Below are 25264 nucleotides of genomic sequence, written 5' to 3' on the forward strand. Positions count from 1 at the left end.
AATAATACCTCTATTTAAATATAGAAAAACTTAGAAGGATATGGTCTGTTCGTCTAGGGGTTAGGACTCCAGGCTTTCGTCCTGGTAACAGGGGTTCGATTCCCTTACAGACTACTAAAATTAGTTGTGAATAAGTTTTGTAAAATAAGGATTGGTGTCTCGATTTTTATTTTATTAGTTAAAACCAAAGTGATTGTTTTGCAATTATGGGAGGTTTTTCTTTTTTAACTAGTATCTATAATAATTATTACATCTAAAATTAAAACAAAATGGCAAATCATAAGTCAGCATTAAAAAGAATCAGAAGTAACGAAAAAAGAAGAGTTCTTAACAGATATCAACATAAAACTACTCGTAATGCTATTAAAGCATTAAGAATAGCTACTGATAAAGCTGATGCTACTTCTAAATTATCAACTGTAATCTCTATGATTGATAAATTAGCTAAAAAGAACATCATTCATGATAATAAAGCTTCTAACTTGAAGTCTAAATTAACTAAACATGTTGCTAAATTGTAATTAGTTACAATTTCCTAAAGTATATAAAAAGTCCTCTAAAAGAGGACTTTTTTTTATTTGAACAAAACGGAATAAACAAATAAAATTCCAAAAAAAAATAAATTCCAAATTCCAATTATACGCGTTAACTTTTGCGATATCTATTGGAATTTGGATTTTTTTTTAGAATTTAGATATGTTTGTTGGAATTTGGAATTTTAGATATTGGAATTTAAATCTATTTAAAGATCCATTTTCTTTTTAAGATATTCCAACATTGGCTGTGTAATTGGTTTTGAAAGGAAATCGATGATAATAGGATATTTTTTTGCTTTGGCTAGATCTTCGGGGTCAATTGTAGAAGAAAGTACAATTACGCGTGCCTTATTGAATTCGGCATAATCTGAAGAGGTAAAATGGTCCAGGAATTCCCAACCGCCCATGACAGGCATGTTTAGATCTAAAAAAATTAGTTCTGGTTTGCTTGCTTTGTTTTTGTTGTACTTTAAGGTATTGAAATGATGCAATGCTTCTTCGCCATTTTGAGCAGTGATAATTTCTTTTGAAAAAGATGATTTCGAAATTACTTTCTTGCATAGCATTAACGTGATTGGGTCGTCGTCGATGCATAAAATTTGCTCGAGCATATAAATTAATTTTTAAATGTTATTGTAAATGTTGTTCCTGTATTAACTTCGCTATCGATACTAATTGTTCCTCCCATAGTTTCTACTTGTGATTTTACTAAATACAATCCTAAGCCTTTGCTGTCGGGGTAATTGTGAAATCTTTGATACAATCCAAAAACTTTATCGCCGTTTCGTTCCAGATCAATTCCAATTCCGTTGTCTTTGAAGGTTAGGATGGCTTTATGATCGATTTGTTCGGCGGTAATAGAGATTTTTAATTTCCTGTTTTCTGATTTGTATTTTATAGAATTGGTTAGTAAATTAAGTAAAATGCTTTCAATATAAGCTTTATTTGTGTTTAATACAGGAACTTTGTCGAATTTGAGTTTAATAATAGGTTTGTGCAGCTCGATCTGAAAAGACAATTGACTAAAGACATTCTCGAAAACTTCTTTTAATGAGACTTCTTCTTTTTGCATCGAAGGATTGTCTTTGATGATAATCACTTTTACCAGATCATTGATAGTTTCATTTAATAAATGAGTCGATTTTGTAAAACCGGAAATAATTTCCTGAAGTTCAGGATTCTTTACCGGGATGTCTTCTATTAAGTTAAGAAGTCCTATTAAATTAGATAATGGCGCTCGCAGATTATGTGACGTAATATAGGAGAATTGTTTTAAGTCTTTATTGTTTTGAGTTAATTCGCGAATAAGATGTTCTTTTTCTGTCTCTAATTTTTTCTCATCGGTGATGTCTCTTTGTATAGAGATCCAGTGCGAAATATTTTCTTCATTATTGAAAATTGGAATCATCGAAAATCGAACCCAGTATTCCTCTTTTTTCTTGGTGTAGCTTATAGTTTCAATTAAGCACTCTTCTTTGTTTTTTATGGCTCTTAATAGTTTTTTTAATTCTTCTGAATCTGATTTTGGCCCTTTGAAGATGTTCGGGGATTTACCGATTATTTCATGAGAGAGGTATCCGGACATGTGCGAAAAAGCAGGATTCACATAGACTATTTTAGGAATTTTACGATCTACTGAGTTAGTTTCTGTAATCAGGATCGAATCTTTAGATTGTGTAATTACGGTTTCTAAAAGTTTTAGTCGCTGCTCTTCTTCTTTTTGTTTGGTGATATCCTGAATGGCTCCAATCATCCTTATGGCTCTTCCGTTTTCATCTTTCAATAAAAAACCTCTGTCAAGAACATATTTATAGGTTCCGTCAGCACATCTAAAGCGGTATTGATCTTGCCATTTTTCGGTTTTTTGCTCGATAAACGAATATAGTTTTATAGACATTCTGATGCTGTCTTCGGGGTGTATTTTGTCAAACCACCATTTTGATGTTTTGCCAACTTCTGCCGGATTGTATCCAAAAACAATTTCGATTCCTTTGTTCCAGTTGATGCTGTCTTCCTGAATTTTCCAGTCCCAAATAGTATCACTTGTTGCCTTTGCGACAATGTCATATTTTTCGTTCGATTCTTTGATTTCTTCGTTTGTTCTCTTTAGTTTTTCGAAAATAGAGATATTTCTGTTTTCGTTTTTGGCTAATATATATCTGAAAATAAATCCTGTAGCTAATATAAAGAGTATGTCTTTTATGAAAAATAAATAAAAATATTCTATTTTAGAAAAGTAGGTAGTAAGTATTTTATGACAGAGAATTGCCATAATTAGCGATATGATAACGTAAACTAGAGTAATTTGGAGAGTTTTACTTTTCATTACTCAAATATAGTTAAATTAACTATAATTAAACAACAACGAAAGTTCAATTTGGTGGTTAAATTTACATTGTTTTAACGAACTAATTACTTGTCTATACGCAAACTATCACAGAAACGTTTTTTATATCAAAATAAAGTGTACCTTTGCACCCATTAAAAATCACAGATGGAATCTATTAGAAACATTGCAATTATTGCCCACGTCGATCACGGTAAAACCACTTTGGTTGATAAAATTATGTATCACTGTCAATTATTTCGTGACAACGAAAACACAGGTGATTTAATTCTTGATAATAACGATTTAGAGCGTGAGAGAGGTATTACTATTACTTCAAAGAACGTATCAGTTCAATATAAAGGAACAAAAATCAATATTATCGATACTCCTGGCCACGCCGATTTTGGAGGAGAAGTAGAACGTGTATTAAACATGGCCGATGGTGTATGTTTGCTAGTCGATGCTTTTGAAGGTCCAATGCCACAAACTCGTTTTGTATTACAGAAAGCGATTGACCTTGGTTTAAAACCTTGTGTAGTTATCAATAAAGTTGATAAAGAAAACTGTACTCCTGAAGAAGTTCATGAGAAAGTTTTTGACTTAATGTTTGAATTAGGTGCTGAAGAATGGCAGTTGGATTTCCCAACCGTTTATGGTTCTGCTAAAAATAACTGGATGTCTGATCATTGGGAAAACGTAACTGATAATGTTGAAGCATTATTGGATATGGTTGTTGAAAATGTACCAGCTCCTAAAGTTTCTGAAGGAACACCACAAATGTTGATTACTTCTTTAGACTTTTCAGCTTTTACAGGTCGTATTGCTATTGGTCGTTTAGAAAGAGGTGTTCTTAAAGAAGGTATGCCAATCTCATTAGTGAAAAGAGATGGTACTGTATCTAAATCACGTATCAAAGAACTTCATACTTTTGAAGGACTTGGTCGTAAAAAAGTACAAGAAGTTATTGCTGGAGATATTTGTGCAATCATTGGAGTTGAAGGTTTTGAAATTGGTGATACTATTGCTGATTTTGAAAATCCAGAAGGTCTAAAAACGATTGATATTGATGAGCCTACAATGAGTATGTTGTTTACAATTAATGACTCTCCTTTCTTTGGTAAAGAGGGTAAATTTGTAACTTCTCGTCATATTAGAGAAAGATTGACAAAAGAATTAGAGAAAAACTTAGCGATGAAGTTAGGTGAAACTGATTCTGCTGATAAATTCATGGTTTTTGGTCGTGGAGTACTTCACTTATCTGTTCTTATTGAAACAATGAGAAGAGAAGGGTATGAGTTACAAATTGGTCAGCCACAAGTTATCATCAAAGAAATTGATGGTAAAAAATGTGAGCCAATTGAGGAATTGACAATCGATTTACCGGAATCACTTTCTGGAAGAGCGGTTGAGTTCGTTACTATGCGTAAAGGTGAAATGCTGAGCATGGAAACTAAAGGTGAGCGTATGATTGTAAAATTTAATATTCCATCTCGTGGAATTATTGGATTGCGTAACCAATTACTTACTGCAACAGCTGGTGAAGCTATTATGGCACACCGTTTCATTGGATATGAGCCTTACAAAGGAGAAATTGCCGGGCGTAACAAAGGTTCATTGATTTCTATGGAAAAAGGAAAAGCTATTCCTTATTCTATCGATAAATTACAAGATCGTGGTAAGTTTTTTGTTGAACCAAATACTGAAATTTACGAAGGTCAGGTAATTGGAGAAAACTCTCGTGCTGATGATATGTGTGTAAACGTAACGAAAGAGAAAAAACAATCTAACGTTCGTTCTTCTGGAAATGATGAAAAAGCAAGAATCATCCCTCCAATTATTTTCTCATTAGAGGAAGCTTTAGAGTACATTCAAAAAGATGAATATGTAGAGGTAACTCCAAAATCTATTCGTTTGAGAAAAATCTATTTGACAGAAACTGATAGAAAAAGATTTAAAATCTAAATCATTTTTTAAATTTCAATATAAAAAATCCCAAATTCCATTTTTACGGAGTTTGGGATTTTTTTTATTCTAACTTTTTGGAATTTATAATTTTTAGTTGAAGTTTAAATTCCTTAGAATTTTCAAGTATTGGAATTTGGAATTTTCAGATTGGAATTTCCTTTATTTTTTTAAACTAAAATGGCCTTTTACAGTTTTGCCATCAACAAATTGTAGTGTAAACCAATAATCATCAGAAGGAAGTTGCTGGCCATTGTAAATTCCATTCCATCCGGCACTATTTTGATTCATTTGTTTCAATAACTTCCCGTAACGATCGAAAATGAAAATCTTGTAATCAGGAAGGTGATCTGCATTAGTAATAAACCATAAATCATTATAACCATCTCCGTTAGGAGTAAAGAATCTAGGATAGTCTATGACATATAAAAGAAAAGAATTAGACAATCCACAGCCATTTTTATCTCTGGCAATTGCATTGTAAATTCCTGCTCTGACACCGGTAAACAACGCGTCGTCCTGAAAAACATTACCGTCTAATGAGAATTCATAATTACCAACTCCTGTATATTTTATTAAAACAGAATTGTCAATTCCCGAAAAATCTTTAATAATAGCATCGGTTATAAAAGCAGGCTCAGATAAAATTACTTTGAATTTCTTTGTTTTTTCACAACCATTAGGATCTGTAACTACTACTGAATAATCTCCTGCTGTGTTAACGTCTATAGAGGTGTCGCTACTTCCGGTATTCCATTTATAACTTACAAAACCAGTAGCAACATTTAATGTGATTTCTTCTCCTTTGCATAAATATTTTGTTTCATCCTGAAAATTAGGAGGATCAAAAGTATTTACAACAAGTGTAATGGGAACGATATCAAAACAATCAGCTCCGTTTGTAGCTTTAGCATAAATAATCTGGCTGTAAGCGACAGTATTTTTAAAAATGTTCGGCAGTTTATTGGCATCATGCAACGCATCATTAGTATTTAGATAATAATTAAATACTAATGTAGCAGGTAATCCTGTTGTGACTTGAGCTGTTACTTCTGCTGCAAGATCAAATTGATACAATCCGTCTTGTTTATCATCTCCATCGCAAGTTGCAATTGGGTTTTGATCCGCAATTGTTGTATTAGAAACCTTCAATGTTACTTCGGCAGTTGTAAAACAGCCGTATTGATTTTCAATTCTTGCAAAAACAATTTGATCAGGGGTTTTATTCGTGTATTTCTCAGGATTTAAAATCGGATTTGTTGGTGCCTGAGCATCTGCTAATGATTCGTAATATCCTTTGTTTAAAATTGCTGAAACATTATTTTTTACAATATCATTAACTTTTGTCAGGTTGAAAACAGTAATTCCGTCAGTATCATCATCGCATTGTAATAAAGAAGTGTCGGTCGAAAGAATTTCTGGAGCATATTCAATTTTAATTTGTCCTGTCGATACGCAAGTTGTGCCCTTTATAGTAGCTTCGACTTTATAATTTCCTGTTGATTGAACATTATATGTAGCACTTATTTCTGAAGGAATTTCTACATAATTATTAGTTGCATCTTGCTTAAACCATTTAAAGTCGTATTGGGTATTGTCTAATTGAGTGTTCAACGTGATAGTTTCTCCAAAACATGCAGGATTGTTATTTGCTATAGTTCTGTCTGCTCCAAAATCAACTAAAGAAAGAAAACTTCCACCTTCTATAAAAACAGCTGAGTTGTATTCTTTGGTAGAATCATCAGCAATGACTAGTTTTAGGTGATATTTTTTATTAGGAACTACGTTGGCCCTGGCATTCATTACTTTAGTTTGCCCTGCATAATTTATAGGACTACTAGCAGTATTATATCTGTCAAAGAAATCTTCGTTTTCTGCTGGACAGCCGGGAGAAGATATGGTACCATCTGAATAAGGCTCTATTTCATTATGTACAGTCGTAGAAGAAACAGGTGTTGTAGTATTGGGTAATACGGCTAAATTTTTGTAGTCCTCTGTACTTCCCGCTTCTTTTATTAAAAAAGCGAATCCATCAGAGTATTTGCAAGGGTAATAAGTTTGATACTCATTTGAAGCAAAAATATAATTAAAACTTATGGAATTAGTCAAAGCTACAAAATCAAATTCTAAAACTGTTGCTTGGGTACTGTTAGTAGTATTTAATGCCTTTTCTAAATCATCATCACCAGGCCATCCGTTAGTTTGTATACCTTTCGAATTGGCTTCGTTATAAGGTCCGGCAGCATTTTTACTGGCTGAAGTACTTAAAACAATTCCACTGGAAAAAGGAAAATCACTAGTTCCTGAAGTGAAAGAAGCATAACTATTTCCACTGCTTGTTGGATTTCCTGAAGCCTGCACACTGGATACATCGATACACGAACTATTTATTAAAATATTCTTTACTAAACTTTCGTCTGTTTTTGAATCATCTACAGTAATATTCTGCGCTTTTATCTTTGTGGATAATAAGCACAGAAAGAAAACTAATAAAAAGATTTTAATATAATTCATAGTATTACAAATATACTATAAATCTCTTTTTTTAAGCAATTTGTAAGAAAAAAGCATGAATAATAATGTCCATACTAAAACAATTACAATTGAAAGAATATGTACAGCATAATCTTTAGTGTTTTCGACTCCTATTTGTGTTCCTATACTTCTTATAATTGATAATCTTGTAAAAGGTTCAGTGATTAAATTTGACATTGCTTCCAGAGGAAGGAATTGTGTGATGTAACTTCCTGTATTGCTGTTTGGAAAAACTTTAAATACTAATATTCCTTTTAGGATCCACTCAAAAATACTCCAAACCAATAGAAAACCTAAAGCAAAAGCAGAACGTTTTACTAAAATTCCTAAAAACAAACAGAAAGAAAAGAATCCTGTCAATTTTACAAAAAAGGCTAAGAGATAATCTAAATCACTAAAAACGATATCAAATTCAGTATAAGATGAAAACGAATATCCAAGAATTAAAGTCATTATAAAAACGAAAACGGTCGAGCCTAATGCAAAAAGTACAACGGTTAAGAATTTGGATAAAATAAATTCTTTTTTGCTTAAACCGTCAATTAAATTTTGTTTTAAAGTACCATAACTATATTCATTTGCCATCATTGACACAATAACAATGGCTAGGAAAAATTTTAGCCAGGCGGCAACATAAGTATTAAACTGCCATATAAACGGAAAATTAAAAATTCCCATTTCTGACGGATCAATATGTATTGGACCTATATCAAATTTGATAGAAGCAATTAATGCAATGAACGAAAGTAAAATGAAATAGGTTAAAGTAAGGATGCGACTGGCTTTGTTTTTCCAGATTTTTTGTAATTCTATAGAGATAAGTCTGTTCATGGTTTAGTTGTTTTGAGTAATGGCATTTTTGGTTAATTCTAAAAATTGAGCTTCTAAACTGTTTTTACGTTTTACTAAGTGGCTTAACGTAATGTTTTTAGAAAATAAAAACTGATTCAGTTCTGCTGCTGATAAATTTGATTTTAAATAAACCAAAATTTTCCCGTCCTCCTCTGTAATCCGGTCTATTGATGAATGTGTTGCCAGAACATTTTTTAGTGTTGCATTATCATCACACATAACTTCAAAGAAACCTTCATTTGCTGACATTTCATCCACCGAGCCTGAATACAAAATTTCGCCTTTACGCAAAACAATCACATGCGAACATACTTTCTCTACTTCATCTAATAAGTGCGATGCCAGTAAAATAGTAGTGCCCTGAGAAGCTATTTTTTTGATAATATCACGAATCTGGTGAATTCCCTGCGGATCTAAACCATTTGTAGGTTCATCTAAAATTAAAATTTCAGGGTCATTTAAAAGTGCCGATGCAATAGCCAAACGCTGCTTCATCCCTAATGAGAAAGTACTGAACTTACTGTCTTTTCTTTCAGTTAAACCAACTAAATCCAGTTTTTCATTGATTTTAGTATAATTGATGCTTTTTATTTTGCAAACCAATTTCAGGTTTTCTTCGGCCGTCATGTACGGGTAAAAGTTAGGTCTTTCTATTATGGCGCCTACTTTTTTTAAGGCTTCATGAGTCTGAACCTTTCCTCCAAACCAGCTATAATTTCCTGATGTACGGTTTACAACATTTAGGACAATTCCTAAAGTAGTCGATTTTCCACTTCCGTTAGGTCCCAAAATACCGTAAACACGGCCTTTTTGTATTTCAAAAGAAACATTTTTTAAGGCCTGAATGCGCCCGTATCTTTTATGCAGATTCTCAATAGTAAGTATGGTTTCCAAATTTATTCGGTTTTAGTTTTAAGTATGACGATTCAACTTGTTTATTGTTACGCTAAATTTTATTTAATGTAAATTTGTAATAAAGATATTCAAAATGAGCGAACCTTTAATGGTTTTAAAAAAACCATCGTACCCTTTGACACCAGCTCTTTTAAGTTATCTAGACCGATACGAGCGTATATCGAAGGTATCTGTGTTCTATGATGATTTATTGCGATTTTCCGGTGCCATAAATTTATATGATAAAAACGGAGTAGATACTTTGTGGACTCGTGTTTATTATGGAGAGTTTGACCGCGAAGAAATTGATTTGAATTTAAAAAAGATTTATTCGCTGTTGCATTCCGATGGTAACAATGATATTATTCAGTATCTAAATGTCGATGCTATCGATTTTTGCACCTTTGGAAACTCAAAGCCTTTTAGGGTAAAAGTCCGTAATATTCTCAATGACAACTACGTTCATTTTTATATAAAAAAAGCCGATGCTTCACGAATTTACGGATTAGAATTGGAAGACATTTTATCTCCGGATAAAATAAATTTTTTAGTTTTTGGTGACACTCTGATCGAAGAACATATCGTAGGAATTCCGGGTGATATTTTTATGGAAACGTTGCTTCATACTTCTACCGAAACAGAAAAATCTCAAATAGCAAAAGAGTTTGTGAAATTTAATGAGCGTTGTATGATTAGGCTTTTGGGCGATATGCGTTCGTATAATTATGTAATTGTCCCAATTCATGATTTTGACCAGGTAGTCTATAGAATTCGTGCCATAGATTTTGATCAGCAATGTTATGAGGGGAATTTTAAAGTCTATCGTCCGCAGTTTTTTAAAGAGAACTATCAGATGATGAAACTTATTAAAGAAAAATTAGAGGACCGTTCTGTTATTCAGTATAAAGATGAAGAAAGAGCCATTTTGGCCAAACGAATTCATTCTGCCGAAGCCAGGATTACAAAATTATTGAATATCATGTGTCACGATACCATTTCGACAGTAGATCATTTAAATCAGCTAAAAATGGAATTGTACCGTTATACCAACGATATGAAGTTTAAAAATGCCAAATCGATGGGGCATGTCATGTTTGCGGCTTTTGAGTTTATTACGCGCAATTTTAAAAACACACATTTAATCTAGTTTTTAGCCACAGATTAAACGGATTCTTTTAAAATATTAACTTTGATAAAATCATTTTTAATCATTTAATCTGTGGCTAGAAAAATAAAAAATAATCATATGAAAAAGTTTTTTTTACTTGGGATTTCTATTGCTTTACTAGCTTGTCAGCAACAATCAACGGCTGAATTCAAGACGCTTTATTCGCTTCCTAAAAAATTAAAAGAAGTTTCAGGCATTACTTATTTCCCAGAAACCAAACTGCTTTATACTTTAGAAGACAGCGGCAATAAAAATGCAATCTATGCCATAAATTCGCAAGGTAAAGTGGCTAAAACAATTACAATCACAAACGCCACAAACGTAGATTGGGAAGATATTACTAAAGATAAAACCGGAAATATCTACATTGGTGATTTTGGGAATAATGATAATGAACGTAGAGATTTGTGCATTTACAAAGTCAATAAAAATCAATTGAATAAAGATGCGGCTGTAGCCGAATATAAAGTTTCATTTTCGTATCCGGAACAAACTGAATTTCCTCCAAAGAAAAAAGAACTGTTTTATGATGTTGAAGGTTTTTTTGAACACGGAAATTACTTTTACCTTTTTACAAAAAACCGTAGCAAAAATTTCGACGGAACCGCTTTTATATACAAAATTCTAAACGCTCCGGGAACTCAAAAAGCAACTAAAATAGGTGAATTTAAAACCTGTGATAATTACAATCATTGTGTCCTGACAAGTGCTACAATTAGTCCCGATGGGAAAAAAGTAGTTTTGTTAAGCCATGATAAAATTGTTTTATTTAAAGATTTCAAAGGAGACTTATTTCATAAAGGATCTCAAACCGAAATCAAACTAAATCACTTCTCGCAAAAAGAAGCCATAGTTTTCAAAGACAACAACACATTATTGATTGCCGACGAAAAAACAAACAAAGTAGGAGGAAACGTTTACGAGTTTAAGCTAAAGTAGTTTAAGCTGCTGAGTTGCTAAGACTCTAAGCTACTAAATTTCTAAGTTTAAAATAAGAAAGCATCTCATCAAAAAAATTAGCCACGAATTCACGAATTATTATTATAAATAATTCGTGAATTCGTGGCTTTGTCCCTTTGTCCCTTTGCAACTTTGAACCTTTCCTAAAAGCTATATGCCGCTCCAAAAATAACCCTTCCTTCTTCGTCAGGAGATTTAAAATAAGAAACTCTCGCAGTTAAAACATTTATGGCGTTCATCCAGATTCCTCCACCATAATCCTGATGCCATTTTCTTGAATTTTCACCATCAAGCCAAACTCTTCCGTAATCAAAACCACCCAGAATTCCATAAGTTAAAGGAGCAATTGTTTTTCGGATTTTACCAATGCTTAATCGTAAATCTGTGCTTTGAGAGAAATAAGAACTTCCTAGAAAGCGCTCATTTCTATAACCGCGTAAATCAGTATCTCCACCTAAAGTAGCGCCTTGATAAAATTCGTAATTGTTGTTTAGAATCGCTTTTCCTTTTAAAATTGTAGCTAATACTAAATTTCCGTTGTGATCGATTTTATGAGTAAATCCTAAGAAACTTTCAATGGTAGGAAAATTTTGTTTCGTGTTATCTAAGTTAGAAAGCCATGTTGCCGAAGCCATAAAAGCAACACCTAAAGTAGGTTTTGCAGCAAAATCAGCATTTTTAAATAGATATTTAATTTTTGCACCACCATAAACCTGACTATCAAAAACAATTGGGTTAATGATATTTGGAGTATCAATGTATCTGTTATCTGTTTCTTCAACTCTCATTTGTTGTAACATGGGCTGAATACTAAACTCACTTCCGTATCTGCCAACGTGTCTAATAGCTCCGTAAAGATTAAATTTCTGAATACGAACCCTATTGTAATCCATTCCAAATTCTTCAGTATTATTTACCGATTCATTTCCGTATCCAAAATAGTTTACTGCAAAGTTTGGAGTTGTATATTGCGATTCAACATCAATAACCCATTTACCTAACAAACCAGGAAAATGCGCTACATAATTAAACTCTAAACCTCCTGTTGCAAAATAATAAAAAGCATTTAATACGTGTCGTTGCGTATACGGATTCTGTTTGAAATTGTTTACCGTATAATTTAAATTAATACCCACTTTTACACCATCATCAGGATTAAAACCAATGTTTGGCAGACCGGATACCACATTGTATTTAGGTTTTTCGTAATTGTATAAGTTCACATCGTAATCATCTGTTAGTTGTGTTCTTGTTTTAGCATCCAGATTATAGGTGTTCTCTTTAGATTTAAAATCATACACAATTACTTTTTTACCGTTTTCGATGTTGTACGTGTCATTGTTCTGACCGCCAATCAAACGAATTTTAATGTTTGATTTCTGATTTCCTTTTACCTCAAAAACATCATTATCATCTAAACCATAAATCCAAAGATTTTTAGTTTTAGAATCCGTTACCGTTTTCGTGTAAACTAATTCATCGCCTTCTTTTTTAACTCTAAAAACCTGAATTTCGATGCTTTTTTTAGCATTATGATTAATAACGAATTTGTCTTTTTTATCTGTTCCGGCAATCATTACCGTATGGCTTAAAACATCAAAATACTCCGAAGCATATTTTTGAAGATCTTTCTTTCTGTTTTTTAATTTTTTCTTGATGTCTTCAATCGTTGCGTCCTGAACTTCTTTTGGTAAGTTTTTAAAAGCTTTATCGATATCACTATCCGATAAATTTTCCTGAATATATTTGGCCTGAGCGATCCAGTCCTTTTCTTCAGCAGTTCTTAAAAATGCTAAATCCATAGGGTAAGGTTCTCTGTTAAGCCACTTTACATTATCAATTTTATTTTTGAAAGTTCGCATATGGCGAAGTGCAGGAATATTCATTAAAAGAGAAAGTAAAGTTCCGTCGTATTTTACAAAAGCCTGATCACGGTCACGAGGAATTGGCTCATAAAGCACTTTATTGCCTTTTTTATGCTCTGCCCAACGCCATTGATCACTATGTCTGTCCCAATCGCCAATAAGCATATCAAACAAACGCGCTTTCATATAAGCATCTTCATCAACGCTGTATTTTTCGTCTTTATGAAGATTTTTCATCATATCCTCAGTACTAATAATATCAGTTGGATTACCAAAATTTTTAGCATCCAAATGATTATCAGCTGGTCTTTCTTCGACCATATAAAGCTGATCTCCAAAGTTCGAGTTAAACTCTTTTAAACCGTTTTGTTTTGGAATATAATATAGAACTGGATTGGTATGCGGTAAACCAATCTGGTCTGCCATACTGCCAATGGCAAATGTAGTATAAGGATGAGAAGTGGTGTAGAAATCAAATAAGAAGTTCTCTGCATATGTATCTTCAAAATCATTAACCACATATTGATCTTTAAAAGCTACTGACTGCAAAAATACGGTGGCACTTTTTTTCAGGGCACGCATTACATATTCTCTTCCTTTGGGATCAGACACTCTTAACGATACAGATTGATGTCCTCCGCCTTCGCGAATAGGTTTCAGACCGCCCATTAAAGTATCTAAAGTAGCTGTTTTAGCTTCTATTGGCAAGCTGTAATACTTTCTGTAATGATTTCCGAATAAGAATTTATGAAAAATACTCTTTTTGGTCATTTTATCAGAATAAATAGAAGTGGTAACAGTGGCGGGAAACTTATTATCAACCGTTGCTGCCCAATTAATTTCTTTTGCCTTTATAATTTCATGTTCAAAAAGTAATTTTTCTTTATTGTTTTCATTTCCAAAAAACGAAACTTTAGCATCACCGCTTTTAAACAAAGTTAAGGTGGCGTAACCATTTCCGCCATAAGAGAATTCATTATGATTTATCGCTCTTGCCGCTTCAGATTTTGATCCTGCACCGCTAATAATTTGCTGAATATTTTCTTTGTTAACATACTGAAGATTATGATCGTGTCCGGAAACTACAATTACATTTTTTTGTTTTTGCAAAAGGGTTTTAATTCGTTTTGCATAAATAGTATATTGCTTGTTTTGAATATCCTGCGGACTTGCTCCGGATGTTTTACGTAACAAGTTGATAAAAGAACCAATTATAGGCAATGGTATTTTTTGTTCTAGTGGGAATAATTGTTTTTCGAAAGAAAATTGCCCGCCGTGAGTTCCGTTGCTCATCAAAGGATGGTGAATAGCAAGAACAACTGTTTTTTCCTGATTTTTATTTAAGATATTTTCTAACTGATCAAAAAAATCTTCTCTCGTTTTAATGTCGCAATCGTCATTAATAGTAGGGTGATTATCCCAGTCTTCCAGAAACCATTCACTGTCAACAGTAATTAATGTCGTAGTACTGTCAATTTTTACATCTTCGATCGCGCAGCCTTTTCTAGGCAAAAAAGCCTTCTTGTCGTTTAAATATTTTGTTATAAAAGTTGCCTGGTATTCCAGTCCTTTTATACCATTATACCAATCGTGATTACCCGGAATAACAATTGTTTTTCCTTTAAAACCTTTAGTAAGTTTTAGTTGGTTGGTCAATTTTGTTTCGGCCAAAGCTTTCTCTGCGGCATTATCATCGCTGGGAAAACCTTTAGGATAAATATTATCTCCTAAAAAAAGTAAGGTTGCTTTTTTATTCGATTTTTTCAATTTTTGATGCAATAATTCAAGCGTTTGTTGTGCCTGTTCCTCATCTGCATTTCCGGCATCTCCAACTAAATAAATTGTGTGTGCAATTTTTATAGTATCAGTTGCGTTTTCCGTTTCGTTAGCACTAACATTTTTTCCATATTGCGCTTTATGTGTCGCACAGGAATAGACCAGTAGCAATACAACTATTGCCAAAGACCGGTTTTTAATTTTAGTAATAAAATGATTATCCAAAAACAATTTCATAATTTAGTGGTATATAAAACAATTCTCCATGAATCTAATAGAACAATCAGAAGATTTCGTCAGTAATTTACTCAAAGATAAACTTTCTAATCTATATTCTTATCATAATTTTAACCATACTTTCACCGTAGTAAATGCTGTTAAAGAGCTATGCAAAAAGGAAGACGTAAGTAGTGATGAAAAAGAAATGCTTCTTGTGGCTGCCTGGTTTCATGACACAGGTTATATTGATGGTTATGAAAACCATGAACAGGAAAGTGTGAAAATTGCTACAGCTTTTTTGAAAGAAAAAGGACAATCTGATGAATTTATAGCGAGTGTTTCTAATTTGATTATGGCTACCGTAAAAGAATATGTTCCCAAAACACATTTAGAAAAAATAATTAAAGACGCAGATTTTTCGCATCTAGTTGGAGCAGAGTATGAAACAACCTGCGAATTGTTGCGAATTGAACTAAAAAATACCTGGAAACTGGATTTTTCTAATGTCGAATGGGCAAAAGAAAATTTGAATTTTTTAATGAACAAACATCGTTTTTATACCGATTATGCACTTAGAAAATGGCAGCCTCTAAAAGAAAAAAATTTACTCCTTGTTCAGAAGAGATTTGAAAAACAAAAAAAGAAAGAAGCTGATAAAATAGAAGAAGAAATTAAAAAGAAAGATAAAATCGAAAAACCGGATCGTGGTGTCGATACTTTGTTTCGTGTTACTTTAGGAAATCACACGCGTTTAAGCGGAATTGCCGATAGTAAAGCCAATATTTTATTGTCTGTAAATGCAATTATTATTTCGATTGCACTTTCGTCGATTATTCCAAAATTAGACAGCCCGAAGAATGCACATTTAGTGATTCCAACTTTTATAATGCTGATGTCAAGCGTTATTACGATAATTTTTGCGATTCTTTCGACCAGACCAAAAGTTACTTCAGGAGTTTTTACCAGAGAAGATATCGAGAACAAAAAGATTAATCTGTTGTTTTTTGGAAATTTCTATAAGATGCCTTTAGAAGAATACGACTGGGCAATGAATGAAATGATGAAAGATCGTGATTATCTCTATTCGAACATGATCAAAGATTTGTATTACCTGGGATTGGTTTTGCAGCGTAAATACAACTTGTTGCGTATTGCTTACAACTTTTTCATGATTGGTATCATTGTAACTGTTGTTGCTTTTGTAATCGCTTTTAAATCAATTTAATTAAAAAAGCTTTGTCAAAGTTGTAAACTTTGACAAAGCTTAGTATATAACATCAATCTTGTCATCTCTCGTTTCTCAGGATGACAAAAATGCGCGGCCTAACTATGTATTCAATAATTAATTAAGCTCATCTAATAAATCCTGATAGGTAATTTTTTGAGCCACCGGATTTGTACTGTTATTAATCACTTTTACACGAATCGCTCTTAGACCGGAAACTCCCTGAAGATCTTCGACTTCAAATTGTTCAATTGATGGTTCTAAGATTTTCTTGTGCTGCAAATATTTGATATATTTTAAATACTCCGCTTCTTCGCTGTTTTGAGAATATACAATTGTAATTTTTTCTTTCTCTGTAATACGCTCTTTTGTGCCCTTAATGTTCGATTTATCGATACGTTTTTTAACCACTTCGTATCTTGCATTGTACGTTCCGTCAACATCAAAACGTTTTTCATCCATTCTAAAACGGATAGAAAGCGGTGCGCTAAATACTAAAATCAGCGAAGTTACGTCGAGTTCATACGGTAAAGATTCTTTTAGCTGATGATGTTCAAGCTCCATTTCGCACAAAGTTTGTAATTGCCACAAACGTAAATTGTGCAAATACATAATATCAAAAGGTTTGGTTGGCGAAATTGATGCACCAATATATAAATTATGCTCAACACCGTCAGTTTTAAAACGCTCGTAATAATGGGGATAAATTTGTTGCGCTTCGATTTGTTTTTTATCTAAAACCGATGCCAATTTTTTGTTGATAATAGACATTGCATTATCGAATTTCTTTCTTTCCTGATAAAACAATCCCGTTTTTTCATCAAGAGTCTCAAAATATATCTCTTCTAATTTTTCGTTGATGGCATTTCCTTTTGTATTTTTTAAAATAGGATGTATCTCTTCTTCAATATAACGTTGAATTTGTTGTTCCGTATCTGCTTTTAGCGGAAAATCAAGCTCGTTGCGAAGTGATTCCAATTCAAATTTTCTTTGTTCCAAAAGTACCAGATTTGCATTTGGTTTTTGATTGTCAAAAATTTCCAGAAGCGTAGTAAGCTGGCTTTTCAAATCTGTTTTAACTGTTTCATTTCTGTGCTCAGAAGAACCTTTAATATCGATTTGACCGTACAGCGGATAAACATTTTTAAAGACAATTTCTTTAAAAATATAATCTTTTGTAGGATTGTTATTCTGAAAATAATTTTGGGATTCTTTCTTGAATTTCCAGTATACACTTGGATGAATAGTAGTGTATTCACGCTGAATAATGGCCTCAACCTGATGTTGCATATCCGTATTATAGCGATCAATCGTATCCGTTAAATAGGGTAGGACTAACTCTAGTTTGGTTGCATTTACACTATTAATTTCTCTGGCATTTCCGGAAACTAATTCAATAACACCCAGTAAATGATCGTTCTTTATAACAGGAGCAAAAACACAACTCTGAATCCCTTGTCTTAATAAATGTTCCCCAAGTTTTTTATTAGATGATTCCTCGATGAATTTTTTAACATTAGAAATAACAAAAGGCTCTTTGTTGTCTAATAAATTTTCAAAAGAACATCCAAAAAAAGCATTTTTACAATCGACTTCCTGATCTTTTGCAAGTAAAAAGCTTTTGAGCTGATTGTCTAATTTTGCCGGCCTGATAAATTTTTCTTCTTCAGGATTGTAAATAATAAAACCTACTCTTAAATCCGGAATTTTAAATATAGATTTAAAAATGTTTGTAACAATTTCATCTGTTGCAACGGTTTTTGAATCAGGCTTAAGTAAATTACTTTTTAAATTAGAAATGGCACTTTCTGTCGTCGCATCAAATAAAGAAACAATTCCAAAACCTTTTAAAATCCAGCTTCCTTTAGGGAATTTTGATTTCCAAAGCTCCAGATCGTTATAATTATCAAATAAAAGATCGATATCGTCCTGAGTCAGTTCTACAGCGTTTTCAGTTGGAATTATTTCCATAAAATCGGCATTGTATAAAATGCGATAATGTTTTTCGACTCCATCTTCATCCGGAATGTCGTAGAAAAAAGGTTTATTAAAATCTATTTTCTGATTGTAATAATTGTTTAAAATCAAGCAGCAATTATTAATGTAAAATTGATGATCATCAAAATCACGAATCTCCATATAAAATTCGTCACCGGCATTACGTAAAATTTTCTTGAAACGATCAGTATAGTTAAAAGATATATTTTGAAACGGAATTGTAACCGCCTTTATTTCATTTTGGGTTAAAGCAGTTGGGAATAAATCTGCTAATAAATTTTTGATTAAAGCTTCATTGTTTTTAATGATAGAAAAATCCTGAATCCCGGTTCTAAATTCGGGAATAGGTTCTATTTCTTTCAATATGGCTTTGGCGTAGTTGGCTCGGTAATCTACATTCGATAAAGCTATTTCTTCAAAAGATTCAATTAGTTTATGAAATGAAATTATGGTTTTAAAGGGACTTTCGTTGAATAATTGAATATCCATGTTAATTTGTTTTTAGAGTACAAAATTAAGCAAAAATTAAGAATCTTTGCTATTATATTATTTCTTTCGTCTATTGTTTCATAGATTTTACTGTCTGAAAATCAGTGTTTTTAGAGTGATTTTTTATTTTAACTAAATATTAACTTTAGTAATAACGGAACGATCGTTCCGTTATTATATCTTTGTACCATAATAATTAAATAATCAATAATTTTAAAAATAATAAAAATGAAAAATTTAGAAAACAAAGTAGCCATTGTAACTGGTGGAAATAGCGGAATTGGGTACGCAGCTGCAGCTGATTTAGTAGCAAAAGGTGCAAAAGTAATTGTAACAGGAAGAAACAAAGAAGCTTTGGCTCAAGCTGAAAAAGAATTGAATGTTACCGGAATTGTTTCAGATCAATCCGATCTAAAATCGATTGATAGTTTGGTAGAGCAGGTAAAAGCTCAATTTGGAAAAGTTGATATTTTATTTTTAAACGCAGGAACAGCTTCTTTTGCTCCGGTAGAATCAGCTTCAGAAGCGCATTATGACAGGATTATGAATGTAAATGTAAAAGGGGTTTATTTTACCGTTCAAAAAGTATTACCAATCTTAAATGATGGAGGTTCTATTATTTTTAATACTTCGATTAATGCTCATGTTGGTATGCCAAATTCCAGTGTTTATGCAGCAAGCAAAGCAGCAGTATTATCTTTAAATAAAGTATTTGCTACAGAATTAGCGCCAAGAAAAATTAGAGTAAACGCAGTTTCTCCAGGTCCTGTTGAAACTCCATTGTACGGAAAATTAGGTTTAGAAAAAGCAGAAGTGGAAAGTTTTGGAGCCGTTTTAGGAGAGAAAATTTTATTGAAACGTTTTGGGCAGGCTTCAGAAATTGCAAAAACGGTGAGTTTTCTGGCTTCAGATGATGCATCGTTTATTACCGGAACTGAAATTGTTGTTGATGGCGGACTTACCGTTAATGCTGTAGTATAATTTTTTTTTACACAAATTCAGGAACGATTGTTCCGTTTTTTATACCTTTGTAATGTTAATTGAAAAAATCATGGCTAGAACAAAAGAATTTAATGAAGATCAGGCTTTAGACAAAGCCATCGAAATTTTTTGGCACAAAGGTTATAACGGAACATCGGCCCAGGATTTGGTGACACATTTGGGTTTAAGCCGCTCTAGTTTGTATGACACCTTTGGCGATAAGCAAAAGCTTTTTGCTCAATCGTTGCAGCGCTATCAAAAAAATGCACAAAACCAGATCGTCGAGCTTTTTGATCAATCAGAAAATATCAAAGAGACTTTACACGACATTTTCAAACAAGCTGTTATCGAGAGTTTAGAAGACCGGATTACAAAAGGTTGTTTTATGGTAAACTCTTCGGTAGAATTAGCGATGCATGATGAAGAGATTGCCAAAATTGTAAAAAATAACAGCCAGATAATGGAAGAAGTTTTTACAACTGCCATACAGAAAGGTCAGGATTCAGGACATATTTCAAAAGCAAACAGTGCGAAAGTTTTAGCCCGGTTTATTTTTAATAATTATTCAGGAATCAGGGTTTTGGCACGTACCGGCGAAAGAGATAAACAAGTGTACGATGATATTATAAAAGCAATGTTATCGATTTTGTAATGACTTTGAGAAACCTTAAATAAAAAAACGGCAATTACGAATGTAGTTGCCGTTTTTTGTTTTAAGTAAGTAATAGAAAATGAATGACTCTTAGCTTTTTTCTTCTTTATTGAAATAAACTAAGTAGTAATACATTTGTTTTTCTTCATCCCAGCCTTTTTCAACAAATTTTTCAGCGCTTTCAGGGTTGATAAAATCCATCTTAATCTGAATATGGGTATCCAGGTTAATAACGTTTTTAATCGATTTTCTAGCGTCAGAAACTGCTGCGTTGGCAATAGGGAATGAGGTTACATCTTCGATGCTGTATTTTTCTCCTTTATCAACTTTATAATTTTTGAATTCAGGAATCAAGTCAGGATTGTCTAATACTTCATTCAAAAAGTTTTGTTCTTCGAACTGATCATTTTTAGCAAAATAATTCACAGATCTGTTCATAAACATTACTTCTTCTTTTTTGTCTTCTGCTGGCAAAACAACATCTTTTGCGAAGTTTTGACAGAATTTCAAGTATTTTTTAGTGATGAAGTTTTCATCTTCAAAAGCATCAACAGATAAAAAGTGCTCTAACCAGTAACGCGCATCATAACGGTTACTGTCAACAGTTAGAATTTTATATCCTTCTTCTTTTTTATAATTAAAAATCAAACAACCTTTGTCTAATTTGCTTAGGTTGATACCTTGCTGCAAGATCATCTCAAGGTTACTGTTTTTTTCTTCAAACTGTAAAAAGTCAGCTTGTAACTCACTTTTAAAAATTCCGATCGCATCAACAACATTATTATCGATACTTAAGTTTGTTAAATACGTTACGTAAACTTCTCCGTTTTTAATGTGCGGATGATTTGATTGCTCGAATAAATGCGTGGTGATTCTTTTAGAAATCTCCTGCAAGTTATTCGGATTATCAAAAATCTCCGTAGCATACTTAAACATGTCGTTGTAATCCAAATCGACTTCGTGCGCAAACTGATAATAGTTTTCTTCTTTCTCTCTAAAAGGCTTAAAAAAGTACTCTTTTATCAAAGGCACAATTTCATCATTTAGATTAAATGGTTGTTCCGATAAAAAAATCGCTTCGTTTCTGCTTTTGTTTCCTACGCGGTGTATCGCAAGCGTCTCGATGTGGGTGTTGAATAAGTTGATCATGTTTCTATTTAGGTTCAGAGTGGCAAAGGTTCAAAGGCACAAAGGTTTAGTTTCTGTCTTTTATCTTTCGAATAAAGGCAATTAACATGCGCTCTAGTTCTCTGCTTTCTCCATTTATTTTATTAAATTGATTCTCGCTTAAAAATTTTAAATTGAATGAGATTTCAAGTTGGGTTTGCATCTCGAATAACGATGACATTGAAATATTTAAAAATCTCAGATAATCATTATTTCCGTCTCTGCCATAACCTTCCGCAATATTGCTGGGTATTGATACTGAACATCTTCTGATTTGTGAAGATAGTCCATAAAATTCTTCTTTTGGAAATGAATTTGTTAATTGGTAAATTTCAGTTACTATGTTCATCGATTTTTGCCAGATTAAAAGGTCTCGAAAAGTATTCATCATTAGTCATTAAAAAAATTAAATGTAAAAATAAGAATTTTATTACTTTTTAAAACCGCAGGTTTTAAAGAAAACCTCTGAACCTTTGAACCTCTTTCTTTAATTCCAATTTTCCTCAAATCCAAAATCTTCAAAGCTATCGTCTCCTTCGAACATGTCTAGATCGTCTTCGTCGAGATCATCTTCAAATTCTCCGTAGATATCGTCGTGCATATCGGCTTCAAAGCTTTTTTCTATGGCTTCATCAGGCATTTCTCCGTGAGAGAATAAAGTTTCCGGGTAAGGAACTCCTGCAATTTGATCTTCGATAGCGGCCAATTCAACTAAGAATGTCCACATATTGATGAAATCATATACGTAGATAATTTTAGTATTTTGATCATCTAAGAGATCAGATAATTTATAATCGCTCATGGTTCTTTGTTCTCCCGGAACGTCGCCAGTATCAAAAAGTGCAATTTCATCTTCCTGATTCCAAGTTTCATCGCAGGTATAAAACGAAGCTACTTCCATTCCGTCAAAACCAAAAGCGTTGAAGATAGCATTGTGTAAATCTTCAAGAGTATCATCTTCAAGAATTGCAATGTCTCTAAAAATATCTTCTTCGGCGTCTAGAATTACTCTAAATTTATAAACCATAATCTTTGTTTTTATTGAGAGGTCAAAGGTAAAATATAAAAAAGGATTTATGAATTAGGAATTGAGATTTGTTGAAAAGATTTTTATTTGTCAGATTGAGCGAAATAGATCTGTCAGGCTGAGCGGAGTCGAAGCCCATTCCAATTGGCAAGTCCTCTCCTCAAGTCTCACTAAACTCAGGATGACAACCGTGTTTCAAAAAAAAAACTATCTCCCAACCAATCGTTTTCTAATTTTGTGATAATGCTTATGATAAGTACTATGAGTAGGATAACTTCTGCTTGAAGTCATATTATTAAAAATCAAAGCCGTTAAAAGTAAAATCAAAGTTCCAACTAAAACAGGTGAAATCACATACATATATCCTAACGCTTTTACTTTTTCTGTGCCAATAACAGCAATTAAAGCAGTTGCGCCTCCGGGAGGATGAAGTGTTTTTGTAATTTGCATAGAAATTATGGCAAGCGAAACGGCCAAAGGAGCAGCAACCCAGATAATGTCTGGAGCTAATTTGTGAACTGTAACACCAATAAAGGCAGAAATTACGTGACCTCCAACTAAATTTCGGGGCTGTGAGAACGGACTTTGAATAATTCCGTAAACCAATACACTCGAAGCGCCAAAAGAACCAATTAAATACACAGCATCATTTCCTGAAAAGTGAATTGACTGTACATAAGCCAAAATTCCAATTCCTACGAACGAACCTAAAAAAGACCAAAAGTGTTCCTTAAAATCGATTAGAGTTTCCTTGTAAAGAATGTAACGGGTTTTGCGATAGCTTCTTTTAATTTTTGGAGTGGGCATATTTGCTAAATATTTTTTGTGGTATTATTTTATCACAGATTTAAGCGATGTTAAAAACCTGTGCAATCAGTATTTGATAATTTATTTTATTAGACTTGGAGTATAAGAGTATACCGTATAGGGATAAATCATTTTTGCTGTGTACTTTGAAATTAAGCAAACCACCGTAATTGGTAAAAACAAAGTATAATCGTTTGTTAGTCCGCATACTAAAAATATGGCGGTAAAAGGGGCATGAATACTGGCGCTTAAAACAGCTGCCATCCCGATGATCATAAAGTTAACCGGAAGTACATGAACCTGAAAAAACGTGTTTAATATAGATGCTAATAATAATCCCAGAAAAGCACCAATAAAAAGACTTGGAGCAAACACGCCTCCGTCTCCTCCCGAAGCTAATGTTATAGAAGTCACGATAGGTTTTAGAAGTAAAACTCCAACAAAAGTAAAAGCCAAAGTAAGGGTTAAGGTAATTTCGGCTGAGTTGCCAACAATACTTTTTATAGCGTGATAACCTTCTCCATACAATTGAGGAAAAATAAAAAGTGAAACGCTTAAAACCACAGAACCAATTAAGATTTTATAATAATGTGTATCGATTCTTCCGAATTGAGATTTAAAAAATAAAACGCAACGGGTTAGATAAACTGAATTTATTCCGGCTAAAATTCCTAAAAGGATAAAATACGGAATCGCTTTTAGATGCCAGGTTGTAATAGAAACAGCAAATAAAGGTTCTTCTTTTAATATCGTTAATAATCCAAAAGCCACTGAAACCGCAATGATGTTCGAAATCACAAAAGCTCGGGTCACTTTTCTGGAAATTACTTCGAGAGCAAATAAAATCCCTGCAATTGGACTGCTGAATAATGCCGTAACACCAGCTGCAACTCCCGCACAAATCAATTCGGTTTTGTATTTGCGAAATACATTTTCTTTTTGTTGTGCAACAGATCCAATTGTAGCGGTGGCAACTACGGTTGAAACTTCGATTCCCGTTGAACCTCCAAAAGCGACAGTTAGTAATCCGTTTATAAAGTGAGAGGGTATTTTATATGAAGGTAAATTTTTTGAAGTTGATTTGGTGCTTTCAAAAACTTCTTTGATGCCTTTATTTTCTTTTTTCTTGAATAAATATTGTCTTAGAAAATAAATAACAGATAATCCGAAGACGGGGAAAATGATATAAAAAATCGGGTTTACGGAGACTTCATGAAAGAAGATTTCTTCGTAATATTCTGTAATTTTTTTTAGTGATATTCCTAAAAAGGCCGAAAGAAAGCCAATTAAAACAGAAACAATAACTAATTTTTGGAAGACAATAAATTGATGATTTTTTTTGATTTTCGCCGTTTTGTTCATCAGTTGTGGATTTTTTCAATCGCATTTTTTTTATGCGGATTACAAAATTAGAGAATCAAAGTCGGTTTTTAATAAAAATCAGTCATTATATTGTGTTAAAGTTCTCGTTTTAAGAATTTTCTTTCGCTTACGGGATTGGCCACAAAGGCACAAAGACTCTAAGTTTTTTTAATCAATTGATAAGTAAAAATTGGTAAACAAATCTCGCAAAGTCGCAGAGTCGCAGAGTCGCAAAGTTGTTAAGTTAATTTTCTTTGCTACTCTACGACTCTTTGCGCGAGATTTCCACAACAATTTGAATAGCCTCCAGCTTTAGCTAGAGATACATTATTTTATATAGAAAAGGCTTTAGCCAAATTTTATTTGTTCGGCTAAAGCCTTTTTGCTTTTGTTTATTTACACATCCAGCTAAAGCAGGAAGCTATTCAAATAACGTTGAATCAAAATATGAAAAACTTAG

Annotated in this window: 19 protein-coding genes and 1 tRNA gene; 8 read left to right on the top strand and 12 right to left on the bottom strand. The window is 32.8% G+C overall.

What is annotated here, in order from left to right:
• The first annotated feature begins 42 nt into the window (after positions 1-42).
• Together IRZ78_RS20745 and rpsT are read left to right on the top strand one after the other, a co-directional pair.
• Positions 43-114: transfer RNA gene (locus IRZ78_RS20745), tRNA-Glu, on the top strand.
• A gap of 155 nt (positions 115-269) precedes the next feature.
• Positions 270-521 carry a 30S ribosomal protein S20 gene (rpsT, locus tag IRZ78_RS20750; RefSeq protein ID WP_055095632.1) on the top strand — a complete coding sequence of 84 codons (252 nt, stop codon included), beginning with the start codon at positions 270-272 and terminating at the stop codon, positions 519-521.
• Between the two features lie 221 nt (positions 522-742).
• Here the strand turns inward: rpsT and IRZ78_RS20755 are convergent, their stop codons facing one another.
• On the bottom strand, positions 743-1147 hold the full coding sequence (locus tag IRZ78_RS20755; protein WP_194618345.1) for a response regulator: 405 nt from the start codon (positions 1145-1147) through the stop codon (positions 743-745).
• Positions 1148-1152: 5 nt separating this feature from the next.
• Complete coding sequence (locus IRZ78_RS20760) at positions 1153-2808, bottom strand: PAS domain S-box protein (protein WP_228520549.1); 1656 nt, start codon at positions 2806-2808, stop codon at positions 1153-1155.
• Positions 2809-3030: 222 nt separating this feature from the next.
• Between IRZ78_RS20760 and typA the strand changes: the two genes are divergently transcribed.
• Entirely contained in the window at positions 3031-4827 is a 1797-nt protein-coding gene (typA, locus tag IRZ78_RS20765) for a translational GTPase TypA (RefSeq protein ID WP_194618347.1), read from the top strand.
• Positions 4828-4989: 162 nt separating this feature from the next.
• Here typA and IRZ78_RS20770 read toward each other — a convergent pair whose 3' ends face one another.
• Genes IRZ78_RS20770 through IRZ78_RS20780 form a run of 3 tightly spaced genes read right to left on the bottom strand, consistent with a single transcriptional unit; the run spans position 4990 to position 9108 of the window.
• Positions 4990-7341 (bottom strand): T9SS type B sorting domain-containing protein, encoded by a 2352-nt coding sequence (locus IRZ78_RS20770; protein WP_194618348.1) that lies wholly within the window; start codon positions 7339-7341, stop codon positions 4990-4992.
• A 15-nt stretch (positions 7342-7356) separates the two neighbouring features.
• Positions 7357-8193, bottom strand: a complete 837-nt coding sequence (locus IRZ78_RS20775; RefSeq protein WP_194618349.1) for an ABC transporter permease — start codon at positions 8191-8193, stop codon at positions 7357-7359.
• A gap of 3 nt (positions 8194-8196) precedes the next feature.
• Positions 8197-9108: an ABC transporter ATP-binding protein gene (locus IRZ78_RS20780; protein WP_194618350.1), complete on the bottom strand. Its 912-nt coding sequence runs from the start codon at positions 9106-9108 to the stop codon at positions 8197-8199.
• Between the two features lie 94 nt (positions 9109-9202).
• Here IRZ78_RS20780 and IRZ78_RS20785 point away from each other — a divergent pair, with 94 nt between their 5' ends.
• Positions 9203-10255, top strand: a complete 1053-nt coding sequence (locus tag IRZ78_RS20785; RefSeq protein ID WP_194618351.1) for a hypothetical protein — start codon at positions 9203-9205, stop codon at positions 10253-10255.
• A 99-nt stretch (positions 10256-10354) separates the two neighbouring features.
• A complete protein-coding gene (locus tag IRZ78_RS20790) occupies positions 10355-11215 on the top strand; it encodes an SdiA-regulated domain-containing protein (RefSeq protein WP_194618352.1) in 861 nt (286 codons plus the stop codon).
• 164 nt (positions 11216-11379) lie between these two features.
• Here the strand turns inward: IRZ78_RS20790 and IRZ78_RS20795 are convergent, their stop codons facing one another.
• Positions 11380-15063 (bottom strand): metallophosphoesterase, encoded by a 3684-nt coding sequence (locus tag IRZ78_RS20795; RefSeq protein WP_228520550.1) that lies wholly within the window; start codon positions 15061-15063, stop codon positions 11380-11382.
• 79 nt (positions 15064-15142) lie between these two features.
• On the opposite strand from IRZ78_RS20795, the gene IRZ78_RS20800 reads away from it, so the two are divergent.
• A complete protein-coding gene (locus IRZ78_RS20800) occupies positions 15143-16321 on the top strand; it encodes a Pycsar system effector family protein (RefSeq protein ID WP_194618354.1) in 1179 nt (392 codons plus the stop codon).
• Positions 16322-16438: 117 nt separating this feature from the next.
• On the opposite strand, the gene IRZ78_RS20805 is transcribed toward IRZ78_RS20800, so the two are convergent.
• Positions 16439-18808 carry a GAF domain-containing protein gene (locus tag IRZ78_RS20805; protein WP_194618355.1) on the bottom strand — a complete coding sequence of 790 codons (2370 nt, stop codon included), beginning with the start codon at positions 18806-18808 and terminating at the stop codon, positions 16439-16441.
• 228 nt (positions 18809-19036) lie between these two features.
• On the opposite strand from IRZ78_RS20805, the gene IRZ78_RS20810 reads away from it, so the two are divergent.
• Positions 19037-19789 carry a glucose 1-dehydrogenase gene (locus IRZ78_RS20810; protein WP_194618356.1) on the top strand — a complete coding sequence of 251 codons (753 nt, stop codon included), beginning with the start codon at positions 19037-19039 and terminating at the stop codon, positions 19787-19789.
• Positions 19790-19859: 70 nt separating this feature from the next.
• Positions 19860-20441 (top strand): TetR/AcrR family transcriptional regulator, encoded by a 582-nt coding sequence (locus IRZ78_RS20815; protein ID WP_194618357.1) that lies wholly within the window; start codon positions 19860-19862, stop codon positions 20439-20441.
• Between the two features lie 90 nt (positions 20442-20531).
• Here IRZ78_RS20815 and IRZ78_RS20820 read toward each other — a convergent pair whose 3' ends face one another.
• The 5 genes from IRZ78_RS20820 to IRZ78_RS20840 all read right to left on the bottom strand — a co-directional run bounded on the left by IRZ78_RS20820 (position 20532) and on the right by IRZ78_RS20840 (position 24804).
• Positions 20532-21590: a nucleoid-associated protein gene (locus IRZ78_RS20820; RefSeq protein WP_055095663.1), complete on the bottom strand. Its 1059-nt coding sequence runs from the start codon at positions 21588-21590 to the stop codon at positions 20532-20534.
• 46 nt (positions 21591-21636) lie between these two features.
• On the bottom strand, positions 21637-21996 hold the full coding sequence (locus tag IRZ78_RS20825) for a four helix bundle protein (protein WP_194618358.1): 360 nt from the start codon (positions 21994-21996) through the stop codon (positions 21637-21639).
• Between the two features lie 99 nt (positions 21997-22095).
• Positions 22096-22635 (bottom strand): hypothetical protein, encoded by a 540-nt coding sequence (locus IRZ78_RS20830; RefSeq protein WP_194618359.1) that lies wholly within the window; start codon positions 22633-22635, stop codon positions 22096-22098.
• A gap of 207 nt (positions 22636-22842) precedes the next feature.
• Positions 22843-23442, bottom strand: a complete 600-nt coding sequence (locus tag IRZ78_RS20835) for an HPP family protein (protein ID WP_194618360.1) — start codon at positions 23440-23442, stop codon at positions 22843-22845.
• 81 nt (positions 23443-23523) lie between these two features.
• Positions 23524-24804 carry a chloride channel protein gene (locus IRZ78_RS20840; RefSeq protein WP_194618361.1) on the bottom strand — a complete coding sequence of 427 codons (1281 nt, stop codon included), beginning with the start codon at positions 24802-24804 and terminating at the stop codon, positions 23524-23526.
• Positions 24805-25264 lie beyond the last annotated feature (460 nt).

This window comes from Flavobacterium sp. CSZ (genome assembly GCF_015350725.1).
GTDB lineage: Bacteria > Bacteroidota > Bacteroidia > Flavobacteriales > Flavobacteriaceae > Flavobacterium.

What these genes read in the sequence shown, in the direction of transcription:
- rpsT (WP_055095632.1), top strand. Translation starts at nt 270, where the DNA reads ATGGCAAATCATAAGTCAGCATTAAAAAGAATCAGAAGTAACGAAAAA.
- IRZ78_RS20755 (WP_194618345.1), bottom strand. Translation starts at nt 1,147, where the DNA reads ATGCTCGAGCAAATTTTATGCATCGACGACGACCCAATCACGTTAATG.
- IRZ78_RS20760 (WP_228520549.1), bottom strand. Translation starts at nt 2,808, where the DNA reads ATGGCAATTCTCTGTCATAAAATACTTACTACCTACTTTTCTAAAATA.
- typA (WP_194618347.1), top strand. Translation starts at nt 3,031, where the DNA reads ATGGAATCTATTAGAAACATTGCAATTATTGCCCACGTCGATCACGGT.
- IRZ78_RS20770 (WP_194618348.1), bottom strand. Translation starts at nt 7,341, where the DNA reads ATGAATTATATTAAAATCTTTTTATTAGTTTTCTTTCTGTGCTTATTA.
- IRZ78_RS20775 (WP_194618349.1), bottom strand. Translation starts at nt 8,193, where the DNA reads ATGAACAGACTTATCTCTATAGAATTACAAAAAATCTGGAAAAACAAA.
- IRZ78_RS20785 (WP_194618351.1), top strand. Translation starts at nt 9,203, where the DNA reads ATGAGCGAACCTTTAATGGTTTTAAAAAAACCATCGTACCCTTTGACA.
- IRZ78_RS20790 (WP_194618352.1), top strand. Translation starts at nt 10,355, where the DNA reads ATGAAAAAGTTTTTTTTACTTGGGATTTCTATTGCTTTACTAGCTTGT.
- IRZ78_RS20800 (WP_194618354.1), top strand. Translation starts at nt 15,143, where the DNA reads ATGAATCTAATAGAACAATCAGAAGATTTCGTCAGTAATTTACTCAAA.
- IRZ78_RS20805 (WP_194618355.1), bottom strand. Translation starts at nt 18,808, where the DNA reads ATGGATATTCAATTATTCAACGAAAGTCCCTTTAAAACCATAATTTCA.
- IRZ78_RS20810 (WP_194618356.1), top strand. Translation starts at nt 19,037, where the DNA reads ATGAAAAATTTAGAAAACAAAGTAGCCATTGTAACTGGTGGAAATAGC.
- IRZ78_RS20815 (WP_194618357.1), top strand. Translation starts at nt 19,860, where the DNA reads ATGGCTAGAACAAAAGAATTTAATGAAGATCAGGCTTTAGACAAAGCC.
- IRZ78_RS20820 (WP_055095663.1), bottom strand. Translation starts at nt 21,590, where the DNA reads ATGATCAACTTATTCAACACCCACATCGAGACGCTTGCGATACACCGC.
- IRZ78_RS20825 (WP_194618358.1), bottom strand. Translation starts at nt 21,996, where the DNA reads ATGAATACTTTTCGAGACCTTTTAATCTGGCAAAAATCGATGAACATA.
- IRZ78_RS20830 (WP_194618359.1), bottom strand. Translation starts at nt 22,635, where the DNA reads ATGGTTTATAAATTTAGAGTAATTCTAGACGCCGAAGAAGATATTTTT.
- IRZ78_RS20835 (WP_194618360.1), bottom strand. Translation starts at nt 23,442, where the DNA reads ATGCCCACTCCAAAAATTAAAAGAAGCTATCGCAAAACCCGTTACATT.
- IRZ78_RS20840 (WP_194618361.1), bottom strand. Translation starts at nt 24,804, where the DNA reads ATGAACAAAACGGCGAAAATCAAAAAAAATCATCAATTTATTGTCTTC.